The organism is Acinetobacter sp. ANC_7654 (genome assembly GCF_056779855.1).
The window spans coordinates 109,810-130,820 of record NZ_JBWYIR010000011.1; the positions used below are offsets into that span (position 1 = coordinate 109,810).

The window sequence follows — 21,011 nt, forward strand, 5'->3', positions numbered from 1 at the left end:
AGCACCTTTTTGATGAAACTAGAATTTGCTGGCATCTGCCAAATTCCACATTCTGAAATAGAAATTTTCTTCGTCTTTATCTTTACAGTTCAATAGTTGACCCGATTCTAACCAAAAATGTAATTGAGCATAATTTTTGATTTCACGATCATTTATACGTTGCGCGAGATGATGAGCTTTAATTTCGCTCGGATGATTTAAACCTGCAGCTGCTATCATTTCCGCCAGTGCATGCAATGTATTTTTGTGGAAATTATAAACACGTTCTGCTTTCGTTGGTACATGGACTGCTTTTTGGCGCTCAGCATCTTGTGTTGCAACCCCAACTGGACACTGATTGGTATGGCAACTTTGAGCTTGGATACAACCGACAGCAAACATAAATCCACGAGCTGAATTCACCCAATCTGCACCTAAGGCAAAGGTACTTGCAATATCAAAAGCACTGATGATTTTACCACTTGCACCAATTTTTACTTTATCTCTTAATCCAGCACCTACTAAGGTATTGTGTGCAAACAAGAGCGCTTCACGCAGTGGTGTTCCGATATTATCGCTAAATTCAATCGGTGCAGCACCGGTTCCACCTTCTGATCCATCTACGACGATAAAATCAGGAACAATATTGGTTTCAAGCATCGCTTTGACAATACTCATAAATTGCCAAGGCTGTCCGATACATAATTTGAATCCAACAGGTTTACCACCTGATAGTTCACGTAACTTTTGAATAAAATGCATCATTTCAATCGGTGTATTAAAGCTAGGGTGGCTTGGCGGGGAAATACAATCGCGATCACGAGGAACACCACGAATCTTCGAAATTTCTTCTGTAATCTTATGTTTGGGTAAAATACCGCCGTGACCTGGTTTTGCACCTTGAGACAGTTTTAGCTCAATCATTTTGATATTGGGATGTTTGGCTTGAGCTTTAAATTTTTCAGGATCAAATAGACCGTCTTCAGTTCGACAACCAAAATATCCACTGGCGATTTGCCAAACAATATCTCCATTATTTTCAAGATGGTAGGGGCTTAGGCTTCCTTCGCCAGTATCATGATAGAACTGACCCATGTGGGCACCGAGATTAAGTGCGCGTATTGCATTAGCACTTAAACTCCCAAAACTCATGGCTGAGATATTCATGATTGATGCACTATAAGGTTGAGCGCACTGATCATTACCCACTTTAATACGGAAGGTGCTGGTATCAGCTGGGAGTTTCGGTGCAAGAGAGTGAGTAATGAAACGATAGTCATCTTGATATACATCAATAATTGAACCAAAAGGCTTATCAGCATTTTCATTCTTTGCACGCTGATAAACTAAGCTACGTTGCATTCTTGAAAAGGGTAAAGCGTCTTGGTCTGATTCAATAAAATATTGACGAATTTCGGGTCTGAAATCTTCAAATAAGAAGCGAAAATGCCCCATGATTGGGTAGTTCTTTAAAATTGAATGTTTATTTTGAAGTACATCATATAGGCCTAAGACACTGAGTAAACTGGTCAGTAGCCAAATAATATTAATGACACTGTCGGATAGAAAATAATAAATATAATGGGGGCTGTAAAATAGCCTAAGCCACGTAATACTCAGGGCGATGATAATACATGCGAACCATACAGAATGTCTTGAAAAAAAAGTGTTCAGTAATTTATGTCTTATTGCTTGAGCAGGACTTGCCATTTTTATTTTCCATCGTTCTTTACTGTAATTACCTTACGAACTTCTATGGAATCAGACAAGTAGTGAATTGTTAGCTTACAGCTGTAAGCTAACAATTTATATTTATAGGTTTAGTTTTCTTCCGAAGGAAGCAACATAATGATCGAACTATTCAAGAGTTCAGCGAGATCTTCAAGAATATGTTGATCATATAAACTTTCATCTAAAGCGATCATTTCACCATCAGCGATACGTTTTAAATGAGGTTTAAATTCTTCGGAGATACATAAGCGCTCTCCATTTGCCCAAAAGTTAAGTTCATCATTGAAGTTGCTATACAGCAAACGTGAAGCAGGTTCGATTTTTAATAAATAACCTTCTTCAAGTGCTTCTTCTAAATCACCTGTTCCAATTTCGTCATTTTCTGGAATATTGTTAGGATAACCAGGTTGCGAAGCGAGACACATGATTGCTTCATTTAGCATCTCAGGATTTTGCAGTTGAGCTAAAAGTTGTTCGCGCAAATAGCTAAGCTCATGATCTGAAATTTCGCCGACAGCAGTGCTGACAGAGCGTGTGATATCTAATAATGGTTTTTTCAGTTGCTCTTGTTCTGAAAAAGAATCACCAAGACTATCCATCATGTCTGAGATATTTGGCATGCGGAAACCGAAAGAATAGGTTAAACACTCATCTTCAGCTACGCCATAATGAGAAAGACCAGGTGGGACATATAGTAAATCTCCTGGCGCCAAAACTTCATCAAAATGAACTTCCATTTCTTGCAAAAGTTTTAAAGGCTGACCTGCAACGAGTGCTGTCTGTTCATCACACATTTGGCCTAATTGCCAACGGCGATGTCCGTAACCTTGAACTAAAAATACATCATAAAAATCGAAGTGTTTACCGACAGAACCACCTTGTGGTGCGTAAGACACCATAATATCTTCACGACGCCATTGAGGAATAAAAGGAAATTTTTTCCATAACTCAGCAAGATCAAACGAATAGTGATCGACCGCTTGAACGAGTAGTGTCCATAATTTTGGCATTTTTTGGAAGTCTGCTTTGAGCAGTGGCGATGACTTCACATTCCATTGATTAGGGTCACGATCTTTTTGTTTGATCAAACGTGCAGTCACGTTTTCATCGAGTGCAAGCTCCATAACATCATTGGGTTCAAGTAAACCCACAATTTCAGGAACTGCATTACGAACGAGGAGCGGTTTTTTTTGCCAATATTCCGTAAGGAATTGTTCAGCGCTAATACCGCCGAGAACGTCTAAAGTTTGGGACATAATAAGGACTACAATTTAGTTTGGCTTATTGTCCCTTGAACGATGCAAGTTCTGCAAGTGACACGGCTTTAAAAGCGCATGTTTTCTTGCTTATGGATGATACAAATGAATATGAAAAAAATGAATATAGCTATTTTAAAGAAATAATTAATTTACACTTTGAGGGGAATTTCATATCGTATAACAGCCATTATGTTAAATGAGGCAGATTTATTGAATCAAATATTAACTAAACTAATCATCATCAAAAGGGCTTTCAGCACTAAAACTATTTATACAGGCTTTGGATGTATATAGAAGCCCACCTCCTGAAGAATGAATGCTGACCAAGAAGTCTTTTGTTTCGAAAATTTCAGGAGGGGGTATAAGGTATATTTTTTCTTGAACTACAAATCTGTAGACTAAGTTAAGTAAAAAAAGTGCGCTAGCTGAGTCTAATAGATTTTTTAAGTTCGCGAGATTTCTATTAATCTCACGATCATGCTTAATTTTATTATGGTGATTCCACCATAAAATTGTTTCATCGCTATCTATCTTATCAAATGGAGTGAATTTTAAAGATGTATATTTAATTTTTACGTCAGACTTTAAGAGAGATAGACTTTGTAGTTGTGTTTCATCTTTATAGTATTCACGAAAATCTCTAAAGTTGAATGAATTACCAATATTAGATGTACAAGCCTTAAAAATAGCTTCAATTTCTGAACAAATTGTAAGATACAAATTCATTATTTCTATAGAAAAAGTTTCATTGTTTCTAATGTCAAAATCTACGTGAGTACTAAATTCTTTTAGTTTTTTTTCTATATGTAGAAATCTATTCCAGTAGTTATCATGCATATGTATCCCCCTAAAGATATTATCCAAAATTGAAAAAAACTTTAACAATGATAACTTAAACTAAGATAATGGATGTTATACAAAGTTTCTTAACTTGTTCATGTAATTCATATTCTTAACTTGAAATGAACAACCCAAATATGATCATTTGAACTTTTTTACAATTTCTATGTTTTGAGATCGCTTATCGATCAATTTTCCACAGCTTTGTGTAGATAAATTAATTTAGCTCAGTTGTAATTATTTGAGCTAAAAATAGGGTATTTATTTCATTCATCAGTTGCTAGTAACAAATAATTCCAAAAAAACCGAGTCATTGAACTCGGTCTTATTTATTAATAAGCAACGTATCAAGGCACTAGAATTTTCAATTCACGTAAAATCTTACACAATTGGATCATCGGCATACCCATTAAAGTTGTTTGATCCTGACCGATCATTTCTTCAAATAAGCTGATGCCCAAACTTTCGCATTTGAAACTTCCAGCACACTGTAAAGGTTGTTCAAGTGCGACATAACGCTGAATTTCTTCCAGATTCAAATGCCTAAATTTGACCTTATAATGTTCAACAATGGTTTCTTCAAACCCAGATGAAGCGTGTTGAACACTCAATGCCGTACTGAAATAAACAATTTTTCCTGAATTTGCTTGAAGTTGTTTGATTGCTTTTTCAGGAGATAAAGGTTTTCCAATAAATATGTCAGGTGCGCCTTCACGCCAAGCCACCTGATCAGAACCGATAACGATCGCATCTGGATCTTTCTCAGCAAAATATTTTGCTTTTTCATATGCAAGTCGATAGGCAAGATCATCGGCATGGCTTTCCCCACGCGGAGTCTCATCGATATCGGGTGATATTTGTTCAAAATCGATATGTAATCGATTAAGTAGTTCCTTACGTGTCTGACTGCCAGAAGCTAAAATAATTCTTGCTGACGTTGAAGCAACATGATGATTCATTACACTGAGAATTCCATTAAAATGTCAATCGGGACATAAGCAAGTACTGATTGATGACAAGCCTGAAGTTTTAAATTCGGTGCCATATCATTCTGATAAGCTTCAACCCAGCGCGTCACACAAATACACCAGAAATCACCAGGCTTTAAACCGGGAAAACCAACTTCGGGTAGTGGTGTTGTCAAATCATTCCCAATTCGTTGCGAGAAACTTAAGAATTCAGACGTCATTTCGGCACAGACTGTATGTTGACCTAAATCAGAGGGCGCAGTGTGGCAAAAACCATTTCTGAAATATCCTGTAATAGGATCAAAACAACAACTGGCGAGCGGTTCGCCGAAAACATTTAAACGATTAATACTTGGATCTGGATGGATAGACATAGCAACACTTTGTGGTTCGACTCCATCTATCATAATCAAATCTAAAGATTTCTACAGCTTTTCTGAAATTTTACTCACCTTTTTTAGCATAATCATTTAGAATCTATGCGGTTTTGATATCTATAAAGTGAGCTATACATGAACTTTCAGCGTATGACTGACCTCGATTTAGCAGGTAAACGTGTTCTGATCCGTGAAGACTTAAACGTTCCTGTTAAAAATGGTGTGATTACGAGTGATGCACGTTTACGCGCTGCATTACCAACAATTAAAGCCGCTCTTGAAAAAGGCGCAGCAGTAATGGTTTATTCTCACCTTGGTCGTCCAGTTGAAGGTGAGCCTAAAGTTGAACAATCACTTGCACCTGTTGCTGCCTACTTAACTGAAGCATTGGGTCAAGAAGTTAAATTACTCACTGAATATTTGGATGGTGTTGAAGTTGCACCAGGCCAAGTTGTGTTACTCGAAAACTGTCGCTTTAACACAGGCGAAAAGAAAAATAATCCAGAGTTGGCAGCAAAATATGCAGCACTTTGTGATGTGTTTGTGATGGATGCATTTGGTACTGCACATCGTGCAGAAGCATCAACAGAAGGTGTGGCTCGTCTTGCTAAAGTTGCAGCAGCAGGTCCATTACTTGCCGCTGAATTAGATGCACTTGGTCGTGCGCTTCAGACGCCTGAAAAACCAATGGTTGCTATTGTAGCGGGTTCAAAAGTATCGACTAAACTAGATGTTTTAACATCGTTATCAGTTATTTGTGATCAGCTCATTGTCGGTGGTGGTATAGCGAATACATTCTTAGCAGCTGCGGGCTATAACGTTGGTAAATCACTTTGTGAAAATGACTTAATCGATACAGCTAAAGCAATTGCTGCGAAAGTATCGGTTCCATTGCCAACAGATGTTGTTGTTGCTGACGCATCAGAAATTAACTTTGATGACTTCCTTGGCTCATTAGCGGCAGCAAAAGCCGTAGTGAAAAAAGTTGAAGATGTTGCTGACAATGACATGATTCTTGATGTTGGTCCAGAAACAGCTCAAGCATTTGCTGAAATTTTAAAAACTTCAAAAACAATTCTTTGGAATGGTCCAGTAGGCGTATTTGAGGTTGATCAATTTGGTGAGGGCACGAAAGCGCTATCTTTAGCGATTGCAGAATCTGAAGGTTTCTCTATCGCCGGTGGTGGTGATACTTTAGCTGCGATTGATAAGTATGAAGTTGCTGACAAAATTGGTTATATCTCAACGGGTGGTGGTGCTTTCCTTGAATTTGTAGAAGGCAAGACATTACCAGCAGTCGCTGTTCTACTTGAACGCGCTTAATTGGATTTAAGAAAAAAGACCTTCTAAGAAGGTCTTTTTTTATGACTAATTTTCGTCATGAAAATGAAATAATTTTGAAATATTATGATCATAATCTGATTTATCATGCGGAATAACATCATGAAATTACAATTAGGCGTAATTGCACTATTGGCTGCTACTCTTGCTATGACGGCTTGTTCTAAACAAGAAAGTGCACCAGCTGCAGATCAAACATCAACATCAGAAGTTGCTGTTGAAGCATCAGATATTAGTGCTGAACAACAAGCGGCTATCGATGCTATTGATCAGCCATTACAAGATGAAAATAATACTGATGTTCCTGAAGAAGTTGCAAATGCACCTGCTGATCAAGCAACGGCGGAGTGATTTCGTACATCAATCAGTACTAAATCGAAAATCTCCCTGCAATTGCAGGGATTTTTTATGAAATACTGTCAATTGTTGCTGAATTGAAACACAGGTCAGGTTAGAATATGGAGCATTACCTGGGAGGAAATTATGGCTCTTATTTCAATGCGCCAGCTCTTGGATCACGCCGCAGAACATAGTTACGGCGTACCAGCGTTTAACGTAAACAACTTAGAACAAATGCGCGCGATTATGTTAGCCGCAGATGAAACAAATTCACCTGTTATTGTTCAAGCATCTGCTGGTGCTCGTAAATATGCTGGTGCTCCATTCTTACGCCATCTTATTTTGGCTGCAATCGAAGAATGGCCACACATTCCAGTTGTGATGCACCAAGACCATGGTACTGATCCTGACGTTTGCCAACGCTCAATCCAATTAGGCTTTTCATCAGTAATGATGGATGGTTCATTAGGTGCAGATGGTAAAACACCAACAACTTATGATTACAACGTAGATGTAACTCGTCGTGTTGTTCAAATGGCACATGCGTGTGGTGTATCTGTAGAAGGTGAGATTGGTTGCCTAGGTAGCCTTGAAACTGGTCTGGCTGGTGAAGAGGATGGTGTTGGCGCTGAAGGTGTTCTAGATCATTCACAACTGCTTACTTCGGTTGAAGAGGCGACTCAATTTGTCGCTGATACTAACGTTGATGCGTTAGCAATTGCAGTTGGTACTTCACACGGCGCTTATAAATTTACGCGTCCACCTACAGGTGATATTTTAGCGATCGATCGTATTAAAGAGATCCACGCTGCACTTCCAAATACTCATCTTGTAATGCATGGTTCAAGTTCAGTTCCACAAGAATGGTTAGCGATTATTAACCAATACGGTGGTGACATCAAAGAAACTTATGGTGTTCCTGTTGAGCAGTTGGTTGAAGCAATTAAACACGGTGTACGTAAAATCAATATCGACACTGACTTACGTTTAGCTTCAACAGGTGCTATGCGTCGTATGATGGCTGAAAAACCAAGCGAATTTGATCCACGTAAATTCTTTGCTCAAACTGTTGAAGCAATGAAGCAAATCTGTGTAGATCGTTATACTGCATTTGGCACAGCAGGTCATGCTGACAAGATTCGTCCAATTTCTTTAGAGAAAATGGTAGATCGTTATAAATAATTAATAAAATTATTTATAATTTTAAAAAGCCCACAGTGATTGTGGGCTTTTTCTTGAATAAAAAAATAAGAGCAAATTATGGAACTGATTTTTTCAGCAGCTTTGTGCAGCGTACTAGTATCGATTTTACTGAAGTTTAGTAAATCTCGTGGATTTGATGACATGCAAATGATTGCATGGAATTATGCTATCGCCACGATACTCTGTTTTTTTTGGTTTAAGCCAGATCTCTACCAAATATCATTAACCTCCACACCTTGGTGGCTTATTGGGTTGTTGGGAATAGCTTTACCCTCAATATTCTTGCTGCTTTCCAAATCACTTGATCAAGCTGGAATTATCAGAACTGAAATCGCGCAAAGATTATCCGTTGTTCTTTCATTGTTGGCAGCCTATTTTCTTTTCCAAGAAAAATTTAGCACCCTGAAATTGATTGGTATTGCATTGGGTTTGGGTGCAATTGTTTTGATCATTTTCTCTAAAACATCAACACCAACATTGCAAACAAAAAAAGCAGGAATGTATTTGTTTGCAGTTTGGCTTGGCTATGCGCTCGTAGATGTCCTGTTAAAATACAGTACAAGTCTAGGGTTAAAATTTGCAGTCAGTTTAAACTTGATGTTTGTGTTTGCTTTCATTATTTCCATGGGATATTTGTCCCTGCGTCAAACATCATGGACTTTGCAAAATTTTCTTGCTGGACTAAGTTTAGGTGTATTGAATTTTGCCAATATTGCACTTTATGTGAAAGCACATATGTTGTTAAAGGATTCACCCACAATTGTATTCGCTGGCATGAATATTTTGGTCGTAGTGTTAGGTGTGATCGCAGGTATATTAGTTTTTAAAGAAAAAATAACCCTAAAAAACAGCTTAGGTATTCTGTTAGCGATCACAGGGGTGCTGTGTTTAGCATTCGCAATTTAACTGTGAACTTGCATACATTCTGTTTAATCATATAGTCGATAGATTCCACTAAAGCGCTCACAGCCTGTTTGCTCAGTTGAGACAATCAGTAATGATTTTTCATATTTGAGTTTGTACTGACAATCATGCTCATTATCAATAATTTCGTGTTTGTTTTGAGTGGTTGTATAAGCCAATAATGGGATGGTCTGGGTTTCTAGGCGATTGTTAGGGCTACGATAAGCAATACCTTCAATTTTAACGCGATCCTTGCTCAATTGATGAATCTTAAGGTGTACAGGTTGCGCTGCAATTTTACCTTGTTCAAACTTAATGTAATGTTGAGTGAGTGTTTGATTCATCGACATGTAAAAGTTTAAATCATCAATGCGTTGATTGATTTGTAATGACGCACAATTTTTATTTTTACACTGCTGCAGTCGATTCAGCCAAAGCTGTTGTGTATCTTGAATTAATCGAGTTGGAGCATCGGTAACTAAGTAGGATGTTAAAAAGCGTTCATTCAATTCATCTCTCAAAGATGAAAAATCAACAGCACAAATCATGGAATTTTTAAAACTTGATTGAGGCTTATCGCATTGAATAAGTTGTGCCTGTGCGACAGAAACACTGCTTAATCCAATGAAAAAGATAGAAATTAAAGGTTTCATCCAACTTGATACGCTTTTTGACAACATCATCGCTTATACTTTCAAATGTTTGCGCATCTACTATAGCGAACAAGAATCAAAGAATACAAGATTTCATTTTCAAAAACTGTGTAAAGGAGTTCAATGTGAGCTTAGCTATTCGTATAGGTCAAGGTATTGATGTTCATGCTTTTGAGGAAGGCGATTATGTCACATTGGCTGGTATTCGTATTCCGCATACACATGGTTTGAAAGCACACTCTGATGGAGATGTAGTTTTACATGCACTTTGTGATGCATTGTTGGGTGCTTTAGCGCTCGGTGATATTGGACAGCACTTTCCAGATACTGATGAACAGTTCAAAGGCGCGGACAGTAAGGTTTTATTAAAGCATGTTTATCAGTTGATATTGGATCGTGGTTATCAACTGAATAACGTGGATATTACAGTGGCTTGTGAGCGTCCAAAATTAGCGAAACATAATTTGGATATGCGTCAAAGTATTGCAGATGTACTTGATGTGGATATCAATCAGATTAGTATTAAAGCCACTACCACTGAAAAATTAGGGTTTACTGGTCGTCAGGAAGGAATCCTGTCTACAGCGACCGTATTAATTAGTCATCAATGAGCAATTTCGATCATTCAAAGTTTTGCGCTTTCATCAAAGAGGCTTGCAGTTCTTGAGTAGCTTTACGTCCTTGCAACTGTAAGCCGACCGCGTGCATTAAGCCAGTCCAAGTGTTGTTGGGTTCCCATACTTGGTGTAATAGCTCATGTGCAGTAGGTAAATCCATATTCATATAATGTAGTCGGTACAGATAGATTAATGAACTACATTGATGATTTTTGGTGCAATGTATCCAGACCATTTTCTCTTTCACGAGATGATCGATCAGATCGAGTACAAATAAACATTGATCATCATGTGGAAATTCTGGATCAATAGGGACTTGGATGTAGTTAAGACCAATTTCAGCACTTACGCGATCTTCATGATTTAAATTCGGTGTAGCATCAGTAAAAGCGAGATTAATGATAGTATCGATACCATAAGCTTTAATCGATTTAAGTTGTTCTTCGTTTGGCTGACCTGAGCTAAACAAATGCTCATGAACAAATTGAAAATGGGGGATTGAGCTAAGTTCTTTTTCGAGTTGATCCATGATTTAACCTTATAAAAAACGCCATCGTGTGATGGCGTTTTATCTGATTAACGTTGTGGTAGAACGTCTTTCAAAGCTGCATCCATTTCCAACAAAACTTTTTCAGTTGTTTCCCAATCGATGCATCCATCTGTAACAGACTTACCATACTCTAAATCGCAAAGATTTGCAGGAATATCTTGGCGGCCACCTTTTAAATGACTTTCAACCATAATACCTACGATCGATTTATTGCCATCTAAAATTTGTTCAGTGATATTTTTTAGAACCAATGGCTGAAGGTATGGGTCTTTATTAGAATTGGCATGACTCGCATCAATCATGATCTTGTTACTTACTTTTGCTTTCGCCAATGCATTTTCAGCTTCTGCTACAGAGCCAGCATCATAATTCGGTTTGCCATTACCACCACGTAACACGACATGGGCATATTGGTTGCCTTTAGTACGAATGACCGAAACTTGACCTTGGTCATTTAAGCCAAGGAAACTATGACCATGTTTTACAGATTGCATCGCATTGGTCGCAACAGTGAGACCGCCATCCGTACCATTTTTAAAGCCAACTGGAGATGATAAACCTGAAGACATCTCTCGGTGTGTTTGGCTCTCTGTTGTACGTGCACCGATTGCTGACCAAGAAATTAAGTCTTGGTAGTACTGTGGAGAGTTTGGATCAAGCGCTTCAGTTGCGCATGGCAGGCCTTTCTCATTGAGTTCAAGCAATAATTTACGGCCTAAACGTAAACCTTTTTCAATATTGAAAGAGTCATTCATGTCAGGGTCATTAATTAAGCCTTTCCAACCCACTGTTGTACGAGGCTTCTCGAAATACACGCGCATGATGATATAAAGCGTGTCTTTCACTTTTTCGCTTAAAACTTTTAAACGATCAGCATAATCATGAGCTGCTGCAGGATCGTGAATAGAGCACGGTCCAATGACTACGAATAAACGTTTGTCGTTGCCATCTAAGATATTACGTACAGTTTCACGACCTTTTAGGACTGTTTGGTATGCATTATCAGTTAACGGTAATTCTGTTTTTAATTCAGCAGGAGTAACAAGAGGCTGAATGCTTTGTACATTCACGTCATCAATGTCGTTTTGGGTGATAGAATTTGACTGTAAAGTATTCATTGCCGTCACTGGTTCGTTTTTACAAGAAAATGTTCAATCTATTGAATATAGCATGATTCAGTAGATCATTTGTTATCAAAAAGTTGAATGGATTTAATAAAAAAAAGTAATGAAATTGTCTTTTTGGTATTAATCAGAGTTTCTACTTGTATTGTATAGAATGATTTAATTTTTGAAAATTATTAAATTGAATAAATCATTTAATTTCACCTCAGTGAATTATACAGCTTCACTGAGGTTACAGTTTGAACATGATATTAATTAAGACTGGGCTTGAGTTGAGGTTTCAATAACTGCCTCAGGTGCGGTCACAGGTTTCGCTTTGACTGGATTAAGCATGAAGTTAACACCAATGGCAAATAAGGTGATGCCCAGTACCTTGCGAATAATTTTTTCAGGTAAATGGGAGCTCACCAGCGTACCAACGATGATTGCAGGAATCGATCCGACTAAAAGCCACATTAATAAATTGAAATCCACATTACCTGAATTCATATGCCCCATACCTGCCACGAGCGTCAGTAAAACTGCATGTACAACGTCAGAACCAATAATTCTAATCATAGGTAAATTAGGGAACATGATGATCAGCGCCATAATGCCGAATGCACCCGCGCCAACTGAAGATAAGGTCACAAAAATACCCAGTACAATACCCATTAAAGCTATATATAAACGCTTCTGCTTTAATTTTTCTCGAGTTAATTCAACTTCCTGTTCAGTAACTTCTTTGGAAAATTTTTTGAAGAATTTTTCTACCTGTGTACGGAATACAATTGAAATACCAGTAATGGTCAGCATAAAGCCTAAGACCATCGTGAGAATGGCTTTGTAATGTGTGGATTGACTCAAATAGTTGTCTAAAACCCAAGTTGTGGCTAAAGAGGCTGGAATACTTCCGATCGCGAGCCAAATGACGATAGGCCAAACAATATTAAGTTTTTTTGCATGTACAAAAGAGCCGCAAAACTTAGAAATCGCGGCATAAAGTAGATCTGTACCAATCGCAATATGTGGTTCAATTTTAAATAAACCAATCAAGATAGGGGTCATAAGTGAGCCACCACCCACGCCAGTGACCCCTACACAGAAACCAACTAAAACACCTGCTAAAATATATTCAATAGAACCGTACATCGTTTGTGCTACTTATCAGAAAACCGGCATATCTTATGATTTTTGAATATAAGCTGTTGTCTTGATTATTCATTTACTTATTCAAAAATAAGATAAAGCATTGCTAAGTTAAGATATTTCAAGAACTCAATCTGTTATGAGCTGCTTATGTTAAGATACTTGTAGAGCATGAGAGAGGATATTCATTTGCAAAATCGAAAACTTAGAATTGGCATTGTGGTTGGTGAAGTTTCAGGTGATACCTTAGGCGCCAAATTAATACGTCGTTTTCGAGAGCAGGGAATTGATGCTGAATTTGAAGGAATTGGCGGTCCTCAAATGATTGCAGAGGGTTTTAAAAGCTATTATGCGATGGATATTCTATCGGTGATGGGAATTGTTGAAGTATTAAAAGATATTAAAAAACTTTTTGCGGTTCGAGATGGCTTGGTTGATCAATGGACTAAACAACCTGTTGATATTTTTATAGGGATTGACGCACCAGATTTTAACTTACGCTTAGCAAAAAAAATAAAGCAAAAATCGTTGCCAATTAAGACTGTTCAATATGTGAGTCCTTCAGTTTGGGCATGGCGTCAAGGTCGTGTTCATGGGATTAAAGCCTCAATTGACTTGGTGCTTTGCCTATTCCCATTCGAAAAAACTTTTTATGATCGATTTAATGTGCCAGCGGTATTTGTTGGACATCCTCTCGCTAATCAATTACCGCTGGAAAATCCTATACTCGATGCAAAGCAGGCGCTTGGTTTAAATCCTGCACAAAAACATATCGCATTACTGCCTGGAAGTCGTCGTGGTGAAGTTGATAAGTTAGGGCCGCTTGTATTAGATGCAGCGAAGATTGTCCATCAAAAATATCCTGAGTATCAATTTTTAATTCCAGCCATCAATGAGGCTCGTAAACAACAAATTGAGCAGATCTTAATAGGTTACCCAGATAGGCTCAGAGATAATATCAAGTTAATGGAAAATATTGATGCGGAATCTAAAATAGGTCGGATGGTCATGGATGCCAGTGATATTGTGGCGTTGGCATCGGGTACTGCAACACTTGAGGCGATGTTATTGCATCGTCCCATGGTGACTTTTTATAAATTAAATAGTTTGACCTACTGGATTGCGAAACTTTTAGTGAAAATTCCTTATTATTCTTTACCTAATATTATTGCAGGTAAAAAAGTAATTCAGGAGTTAATCCAGAATGATGCAACTCCAGAAAACTTAGCACATGAGATTGAGTTGTTGATGAATATCGAAAACTCAAAAATACAATCTATGCAATTGTTGACGATGCACAAGCAACTATTGTCGGATCAAAATGAAGATCCAGTGCACGCAATTCTATCTATCCTTTAAAAAAAGCCTCATATTGAGGCTTTATTGATTTAGCATTATGAATCAGCACGAATTTTTAATTCATAACCCGTATATTTGCGTATATTGATTACACCTGTGTCCATAATCAGATATTGTCCTTTGATACCGTGCAGTTTTCCACGTATGACTGGCGTTTTGTCTAAGTTATGCGATTTAATTTTTTCAGGATATTGATCGACAGGATAAATGAATTCACGAGGAAGTTCGTTTTCTAAAATTTCTACATTTTCATTGAAATCTAGGCTCATGCTGAACTCATCTCGAATAGTTTCAATTTGAGGTTCAAACTCCGTGAGCAATTCATCTCTGATCTCTAACAAATTTACCTTTTCCGCTTCACCTTTCAGCAATTTTCTCCAGTCTGTTTTATCAGCGACTTGCGTACCAAACATGACTTCAAGTTGTCCTGATAACCGACGAGAGCCCACTTTCATAATAGGTAAAGCTTGGGTAGCCCCTTGATCTAGCCAACGTGTTGGCATTTGACCTAAACGGGTAATGCCAACCTTTAATGCACTTGAATTGGCAAGATAGACAATATGGGGTTGAAAGCATACTTCTTGAGCAAAGCTTTCTTCACGACAAGTCCCTAAATGGTAATGGCATGTTTCTGGCTTCATAATACACATATCACAGGCTGCTTTCGTTTTCATGCATTTAAAGCAGTGACCTTGGGAGTATGATTTTGGTGTTTTATTCCCACAGGAAACACAGTAAATTTTGCCGGTCCATTCAATTTCAATTTCTTGACCTAAGTTGAACGGGAGATTGATTTCTGAACGATCTAAAATAAATTTATATTCAACATTTGCCTGTTGTGTTTGTTGTTCAGTTACACTTAGGTTGGTTAAACCAGCGTGCATTTTATGACAAATGCCCTGTAATTCCATGCTTTAATCTCACTCAAATAAGGTGCAGCTCATGGCTGAGAAAAATGTCATCACGTCAATGCTAGACGATTTATCTAAAGAACAGCCAATTCAAACTGCCGTATGTCTTGGTCAGGATCTCAGCCAAGACTATGCTCAAACAATCCAATGGAATCATTTTAACGTAACTGAATTTTTAATGCTTCCTTTTCAGCAACGCTATGATCTAGGTGTTGTGATTTTAAATAATGAACAGATGGATACACTATCAACCCATCATAAATCACAAATGCTGGTAAAACTGCGTGATTTAATGGCAAAAAGAATCGTCGTGTTGAGTCATATTGCAGATGAACAATTATTAAGAAGTCTGGGATTCACGCAGCTCATTGAGCAAAAAAATACAGACCAAGATTTCGCCTTATGGCAATTCAATATTTTGAATTATAAGCATGTGCCAGATTGGTTTAATTCTAAGTTTTGGGCTAATCCAGAAAATTGGAATAAGTTTCGATGGTAATGGCAAACTTTGAGTTTATCAAAACACAACAATTTCAATGTACAAAGCCATGTTTTTAACGATATGCTGATCAATGAAAATAAGAATGTAAAGGTGTTTTGATGACAAATTTAAGTAATATCGTTGAAGTTTTAGCGAAACAGGCTTTAGGCGGTAATCCACAATCTAATCAATCGGGATTGGGTGGTGTACTTGGTTCGGTACTCGGGAGTTTAACGGGACAAAATAATCAGACCAATCAAAACCAACAACAAGGTGGATTGGGAGGGATTTTGGGATCTGTACTTGGTGGTTTATCGGGTAGTCAATCTGGTGGTGTAGGCAAATCATCAGGTCTAAACGCTCAAACCTTATTAATCGCAGTAGTTCCTTTAATTCTCAATTGGATTCAAAAAAATGGCGGTTTGCAAGGTGCACTTGATCAACTGAAAGGTCAGGGTCTGACGAGTCAAGTGGATGATTGGGTTTCAACTGGTCCTGGCGAAAATGCCAATGTCAGCACGCAACAGGTTCAAAATTTATTTGATCAGCAAGATGTAGAGCAAGTTGCACAAGAAGCGCAAGTTCCTAAACAGGATGTATACAGTGCGATTTCTTCAGTCTTACCACAAATTATTGATTCGCTTACACCTCAAGCAAATAAGACCGATCCACAAGAAGCGAATTCAGATATACAAAATGTGTTGAATCTTGTATCAGGATTTTTAAAGAAATAAAGTGAAATTAATTTGAGTTAAAAGCCGGATGTGACATACATTCGGCTTTTTTTATGTAATCGATCAAAGGATGTATGTGGAATAAAATTTAAACGATTGATATATTTCATAAAGAAGCATAGGACATGCTGAATAAAACAAAAATCATTGAGGGAGAAATTCATGATCCGTAAGGAGCATTTAATCACTGCTTCGTTGTCCTCGATTAAGGCAACCTATCAACAACTTTCATCCGCGCCACTTGCCATGAGACAAGGAGAATATAAGGCTCAGTTTATTGGTCCTTGGTGGTTAAGAGTGTCTGCAGCACCGAGTTTATTTTTAAGTGGATTGGGGGGATGGTTTGGGAAAAAATTCATCAATCAAAATTTAGTCACTAATATTTTACTCAATCGCGGGCAGAGAAGTGAAAAGCTTCAAATGGAGTGTCTAGAAGAGGCGTCTTTGATTGATGGAAAACAAACGATCGCCTTGTATTATGGCAAGACAGCACCAATTCCATGGCGTTGGGTGGTTGATGAGTTAAGACAGCTTGATGAACATACGATGTTATGTATGACTATCATTAATCTTCCTTTTTTAAAGCATTTTTCATTTCCATTTATTCTAAGTCGTGATGTATGAAATCAAAATTTGAATATGATGTCATTATTGTAGGTTCAGGCTTTGGTGGAAGTGTAGCTGCGCTAAGATTGTCTGAGCTTGGATTAAAAGTAGCTGTGCTAGAGCAGGGAAGAAGGCTCACTGAAGATGATTTACATCGAGCAAGTCGGAGTTCTAAATACTTAAATTGGGCACCGACGTTAGGGATGAAGGGTTTTCTTGCACAAGACGTATTCCAACATATGGGTGTGGTTCGAGGGGTTGCCGTTGGTGGTGGCAGTGTTGTTTATGCTGCTGTGTTGTTAAAACCAGGTCAAAAGTTTTATCGTGATCCAACTTGGAGTCATTTGTCAGAAGACTGGGAGAGGGAATTACAACCGCACTATCAGATGGCTCAGTCCATGCTAGGTGTAAGTTCAAATCCATATAAAGATCAGCAAGATGAGTGGTTAAAACAAACAGCAGAAAAAATGGGTTCTGGAGATAGTTTTGACACTGTACCACAGGGAATTTACTTTGGTGATCCTCATCAATGGGTGAGTGATCCACTTTTGAATGGTCAAGGTCCCGAACGAATAGGCTGTAATCAGTGCGGAAATTGTATAACGGGGTGTGCGCAGGGTGCGAAGAATAGTTTGGATAAAAACTATTTATATCTTGCAGAAAACAATGGAGTTGAGATTCTTCCAGAAACCAAAGTAACTCATCTTTCACATGTTGATGGAAAATATATCATTCATACATATCAGTCATTTAACTCCAAAGAAAAACAAGATTACTTTGCTAAACAGGTCATTTTATCCGCAGGTGTTATAGGAACTGTTGAAATTTTGTTTGCTTCAAGAGATGTGTATAAAACCTTACCGAATATTTCTGGTCAGTTAGGTGAACATATTCGAACCAATAGTGAGGCGATTGTTGCAATCTCTAATAATGATAAAACAATAGATTTAACGAGAGGGACGACCATTTCCAGTCATTTTCATGCAGATGACAAAACACATATTACTCAGAATCGATTTCCAGCAAGTTATGAGTTTATGAAGTTTTATATGGGACCACTGGTCAATGGCGATCAACCTATAAAACGTGCACTCCATGTTTTAAAGCATTTTTTTCTGCACCCCTTTGTTTCAACTCGATCATGGCGTTCTAAAAACTGGCATAAACGTGTCACTGTATTAACCGTCATGCAACAGGCAGACAATCAAATACGATTTGTATATGGACGTACTGCACTCAGAGGTTTTAGGCGTTTTTTGAAAACGCAGGTTTCAGTTGGAGAAAGAGCGCCGTCTTTTATACCGTTAGCAAATGAAGCTGCAGAAAAATTTGCTGAAGTAAGTGGTGGTCAAGCACAGAATAATATATTGGAAAGTATGGGGCACTTATCTGTTACAGCGCATATATTGGGTGGTGCAGTTATGGCTGAGGATTCCTCTAAAGGTGTGATTGACTCTAATCATCAGGTTTTTGGCTATCAAGGCTTATATGTGGTTGATGGGAGTGCGATTCCTGTGAATGTTGGTGTTAATCCGAGTTTGACCATTACGGCATTAGCTGAGCGATTTGCAGAAAAATATAAAATTAGTTATTTCGATAAAGTGTCATAAATCCACCATCATAATGTCATATCTTCGTTGAATACTCTTGGTTTAAAAAAAGGAGTATTCAAATGAAGAACAAGATAAAAATAACAGGTCTTCTATTAACGACATCGTTATTGCTAAGTAGTTGTGGTGGAGATGACCAAAAATCTAATCCTAATATTACACAACCCTCAGAGTTGAAAATTCTTCATATTAATGACCATCACTCCCATTTAGATGGTGAAGAGCTTAGCTTTAATTTCGATTTAGGTCATGGTGAAGAACAACTAGTCGTTTCCCGTGGTGGATTTTCTCGTGTAGCAACATTTATGAATCTAATGGCAGAAAATCATCAGAATGTAGTGAAAATTCATGCTGGTGATGCGATAACAGGAGATTTGTATTACAACCTCTCAAATGGAAAAGCTGATGCTGAAATGATGAATACAGTGTGTTTTGATACTTTCACCTTGGGAAATCATGAATTTGATGCAAAAGATCAAGGCTTAAAAGATTTTATTGGTTTTTTAGACGAAGGACAGTGTAAAGAGCGAGCAGAGATTCTTTCTGCAAATGTTGAATTTGGGGTGAGTTCACCTTTATATCAGACAGATCGGATTCAAAAATCTATTGTTCTTGAGCGGGATGGGGAAAAATATGGGGTTGTGGGGCTCACCATTGCATCAAAAACTAAAAACTCCTCTCAACCAAATCAAGACACATTATTCCGAGATGAAATTACAGTAGCTCAAAATGAGATTAATCAACTCAAAAAACAGGGAATTAAAAAAATTATTTTACAAACACATGTAGGCTATGAACTAGATCAAAAATTAGCACAAGAACTTACGGATGTGGATGTGATTATTGGAGGCGACTCCCACACATTGTTTGGACCTCATATATTAGAAAAGTATGGTATGTCTCCTGTCGCTGCCTACCCATTACAACTGAAAAATAAAAATGGCGAAACTGTTTGTGTTGCTCAAGCATGGCAATACAGTTATGTGGTTGGTGAGCTTAACGTAAAATTTGATGCAGATGGTGCGGTTAAAAGTTGTGTGGGCACACCGCATGTATTAATTGGCGATGATTTTAAACGTAAGCAAAATAATGAAAGAGTCAGTGATCAAGAAAAAAAATATATAGAACATCAATTCGAAAAAGAACAAGCACCTTTTTCTATTGTTAAAGAAGATCAAAGTATTTTGAGTGTCTTAGAGCCCTATAAGCAATCTAAAAAATTATTTGCAGCCAAAGTTGTTGGGCAGGCAGTTGATAATTTATGTTCAAGACGTGTGCCGGGAACTCAATTTGATCGCTCACGATCATCTTTAGGTGATGTGTGTAATTTGAATGCGCATGTCGATGCCCATGGTGGTGATATTCAACAAATGGTTGCCGAAGCATTTCTTAAACAAGGCAAAGAATATTTTAATGCTGATATTTCATTTCAAAATGCAGGTGGAGTAAGAGTTGATTTGGCGAAAGGAAATATCACTGTAGCAGATATCTACCAAGTCTTACCTTTCAAAAATACGCTTGTTCAATTGAATATGACTGGTCAAGAAATTAAAGATACGCTTGAAGATGCCATTTCAGGCGTGATTGAACAAAAAAATACTGGAAGTTATCCGTATACGGCTGGATTAGCTTGGCAAGTTGATATAACGCAGCCTATTGGAAAGCGTATTACAAATATTCAAGTCAGAAATGGGTCTGACCAGCTTGTGCCATTAGATTTAAATCAGTTATATAAAATTGTAACTATCAATTTTTTAGCTGATGGTGCTGATTACTATCATACATTAAAAAAAATTACAGGTGATCGTCGAATAGAAGTTGGACTAGACTATGCAGAAGCATTCTTAAATTACTTAAATTCGATAGATGGTGATCACGAAATAAAAACAATTCGAAAATTACCTACTTCATATTATAGTACTCAAAAATACATAGAATAAGATTTAGAGCTTTTTGATCTGAAAAACCTCAATTTAATTGGGGTTTTTTAATTTAATTAATCGTTTTTGTGTATTTTTTAGTGTAAAAAACATAAATTTGCTTAAAAAATAAACATGCATGAGTTTTTGTTTAAATAAGGGGTTGCAAGGGAAGAAAAAATCTATAGAATGCACCCCATACCGACGAGATACACGGAAACGAGCGAAGCAGGTTGCTGAGTTGTTAAGTGTTTCGAGTCCAGCTTCTAGCATTGACGAGATGTTAGAAAGATCATTAAGAGATTATGAAGAACAACTTGTGTGGATTTTTACTGGTTGATTGATCGATATATATTATCATTAATAATTGGTAGAAATT

The 21,011-nt window shown here is 37.5% G+C and carries 21 protein-coding genes; 11 read left to right on the forward strand and 10 right to left on the reverse strand.

Going from position 1 to position 21,011, the window contains the following annotated elements:
- Window positions 1-18: 18 nt before the first annotated feature.
- The 5 genes from AC1M86_RS12385 to AC1M86_RS12405 all read right to left on the reverse strand — a co-directional run bounded on the left by AC1M86_RS12385 (window position 19) and on the right by AC1M86_RS12405 (window position 5,151).
- Window positions 19-1,689 carry an FMN-binding glutamate synthase family protein gene (locus AC1M86_RS12385; protein ID WP_481608072.1) on the reverse strand — a complete coding sequence of 557 codons (1,671 nt, stop codon included), beginning with the start codon at window positions 1,687-1,689 and terminating at the stop codon, window positions 19-21.
- Between the two features lie 110 nt (window positions 1,690-1,799).
- Window positions 1,800-2,966 (reverse strand): ribosomal protein uL16 3-hydroxylase, encoded by a 1,167-nt coding sequence (locus AC1M86_RS12390; protein WP_481608073.1) that lies wholly within the window; start codon window positions 2,964-2,966, stop codon window positions 1,800-1,802.
- Between the two features lie 234 nt (window positions 2,967-3,200).
- The gene (locus AC1M86_RS12395) at window positions 3,201-3,806 is read right to left on the reverse strand and encodes a hypothetical protein (protein WP_481608074.1); all 606 of its coding nucleotides are present in this window, start codon (window positions 3,804-3,806) and stop codon (window positions 3,201-3,203) included.
- 350 nt (window positions 3,807-4,156) lie between these two features.
- The gene (locus AC1M86_RS12400) at window positions 4,157-4,768 is read right to left on the reverse strand and encodes a Maf family protein (RefSeq protein WP_481592480.1); all 612 of its coding nucleotides are present in this window, start codon (window positions 4,766-4,768) and stop codon (window positions 4,157-4,159) included.
- A complete protein-coding gene (locus AC1M86_RS12405; protein WP_035269188.1) occupies window positions 4,768-5,151 on the reverse strand; it encodes a DUF2237 family protein in 384 nt (127 codons plus the stop codon). The genes AC1M86_RS12400 and AC1M86_RS12405 overlap by 1 nt, the downstream gene beginning before the upstream one ends.
- Window positions 5,152-5,289: 138 nt before the next feature.
- On the opposite strand from AC1M86_RS12405, the gene AC1M86_RS12410 reads away from it, so the two are divergent.
- The 4 genes from AC1M86_RS12410 to AC1M86_RS12425 all read left to right on the forward strand — a co-directional run bounded on the left by AC1M86_RS12410 (window position 5,290) and on the right by AC1M86_RS12425 (window position 8,943).
- Window positions 5,290-6,477, forward strand: a complete 1,188-nt coding sequence (locus tag AC1M86_RS12410; RefSeq protein ID WP_481608075.1) for a phosphoglycerate kinase — start codon at window positions 5,290-5,292, stop codon at window positions 6,475-6,477.
- Window positions 6,478-6,597: 120 nt separating this feature from the next.
- Window positions 6,598-6,846, forward strand: a complete 249-nt coding sequence (locus tag AC1M86_RS12415; RefSeq protein ID WP_035269170.1) for a hypothetical protein — start codon at window positions 6,598-6,600, stop codon at window positions 6,844-6,846.
- Window positions 6,847-6,978: 132 nt separating this feature from the next.
- The gene (gene fba / locus AC1M86_RS12420) at window positions 6,979-8,016 is read left to right on the forward strand and encodes a class II fructose-bisphosphate aldolase (RefSeq protein WP_035269168.1); all 1,038 of its coding nucleotides are present in this window, start codon (window positions 6,979-6,981) and stop codon (window positions 8,014-8,016) included.
- A 78-nt stretch (window positions 8,017-8,094) separates the two neighbouring features.
- On the forward strand, window positions 8,095-8,943 hold the full coding sequence (locus tag AC1M86_RS12425; protein WP_481608076.1) for an EamA family transporter: 849 nt from the start codon (window positions 8,095-8,097) through the stop codon (window positions 8,941-8,943).
- Window positions 8,944-8,966: 23 nt separating this feature from the next.
- Here AC1M86_RS12425 and AC1M86_RS12430 read toward each other — a convergent pair whose 3' ends face one another.
- Complete coding sequence (locus AC1M86_RS12430; RefSeq protein WP_481608083.1) at window positions 8,967-9,620, reverse strand: A1S_1983 family putative colistin resistance protein; 654 nt, start codon at window positions 9,618-9,620, stop codon at window positions 8,967-8,969.
- A 98-nt stretch (window positions 9,621-9,718) separates the two neighbouring features.
- On the opposite strand from AC1M86_RS12430, the gene ispF reads away from it, so the two are divergent.
- Window positions 9,719-10,204 carry a 2-C-methyl-D-erythritol 2,4-cyclodiphosphate synthase gene (gene ispF / locus AC1M86_RS12435; protein WP_481593696.1) on the forward strand — a complete coding sequence of 162 codons (486 nt, stop codon included), beginning with the start codon at window positions 9,719-9,721 and terminating at the stop codon, window positions 10,202-10,204.
- Between the two features lie 10 nt (window positions 10,205-10,214).
- Here the strand turns inward: ispF and AC1M86_RS12440 are convergent, their stop codons facing one another.
- The 3 genes from AC1M86_RS12440 to AC1M86_RS12450 form a co-directional block, all read right to left on the reverse strand.
- The gene (locus tag AC1M86_RS12440) at window positions 10,215-10,739 is read right to left on the reverse strand and encodes a protein-tyrosine phosphatase family protein (RefSeq protein ID WP_481593697.1); all 525 of its coding nucleotides are present in this window, start codon (window positions 10,737-10,739) and stop codon (window positions 10,215-10,217) included.
- A 47-nt stretch (window positions 10,740-10,786) separates the two neighbouring features.
- Window positions 10,787-11,878, reverse strand: coding sequence for a 3-deoxy-7-phosphoheptulonate synthase (locus tag AC1M86_RS12445; protein WP_051586615.1), 1,092 nt, complete (start codon window positions 11,876-11,878; stop codon window positions 10,787-10,789).
- Window positions 11,879-12,139: 261 nt separating this feature from the next.
- Entirely contained in the window at window positions 12,140-13,015 is an 876-nt protein-coding gene (locus AC1M86_RS12450; RefSeq protein WP_035269154.1) for a sulfite exporter TauE/SafE family protein, read from the reverse strand.
- 186 nt (window positions 13,016-13,201) lie between these two features.
- On the opposite strand from AC1M86_RS12450, the gene lpxB reads away from it, so the two are divergent.
- The gene (gene lpxB, locus AC1M86_RS12455; protein ID WP_481597819.1) at window positions 13,202-14,371 is read left to right on the forward strand and encodes a lipid-A-disaccharide synthase; all 1,170 of its coding nucleotides are present in this window, start codon (window positions 13,202-13,204) and stop codon (window positions 14,369-14,371) included.
- A gap of 35 nt (window positions 14,372-14,406) precedes the next feature.
- On the opposite strand, the gene AC1M86_RS12460 is transcribed toward lpxB, so the two are convergent.
- On the reverse strand, window positions 14,407-15,282 hold the full coding sequence (locus tag AC1M86_RS12460) for a DUF2797 domain-containing protein (protein ID WP_092767828.1): 876 nt from the start codon (window positions 15,280-15,282) through the stop codon (window positions 14,407-14,409).
- 31 nt (window positions 15,283-15,313) lie between these two features.
- Between AC1M86_RS12460 and AC1M86_RS12465 the strand changes: the two genes are divergently transcribed.
- The 5 genes from AC1M86_RS12465 (at window position 15,314) to AC1M86_RS12485 (ending at window position 20,653) form a co-directional block, all read left to right on the forward strand.
- A complete protein-coding gene (locus tag AC1M86_RS12465) occupies window positions 15,314-15,781 on the forward strand; it encodes a DUF6231 family protein (RefSeq protein ID WP_481608077.1) in 468 nt (155 codons plus the stop codon).
- 101 nt (window positions 15,782-15,882) lie between these two features.
- Complete coding sequence (locus AC1M86_RS12470; RefSeq protein WP_481593701.1) at window positions 15,883-16,497, forward strand: YidB family protein; 615 nt, start codon at window positions 15,883-15,885, stop codon at window positions 16,495-16,497.
- A 162-nt stretch (window positions 16,498-16,659) separates the two neighbouring features.
- Complete coding sequence (locus AC1M86_RS12475) at window positions 16,660-17,121, forward strand: hypothetical protein (RefSeq protein WP_481593702.1); 462 nt, start codon at window positions 16,660-16,662, stop codon at window positions 17,119-17,121.
- A complete protein-coding gene (locus tag AC1M86_RS12480; RefSeq protein ID WP_481608078.1) occupies window positions 17,118-18,713 on the forward strand; it encodes an FAD-dependent oxidoreductase in 1,596 nt (531 codons plus the stop codon). Before AC1M86_RS12475 ends, AC1M86_RS12480 begins: the two co-directional genes overlap by 4 nt.
- 62 nt (window positions 18,714-18,775) lie before the next feature.
- Entirely contained in the window at window positions 18,776-20,653 is a 1,878-nt protein-coding gene (locus AC1M86_RS12485; protein WP_481608079.1) for a 5'-nucleotidase C-terminal domain-containing protein, read from the forward strand.
- Window positions 20,654-21,011: the final 358 nt, after the last annotated feature.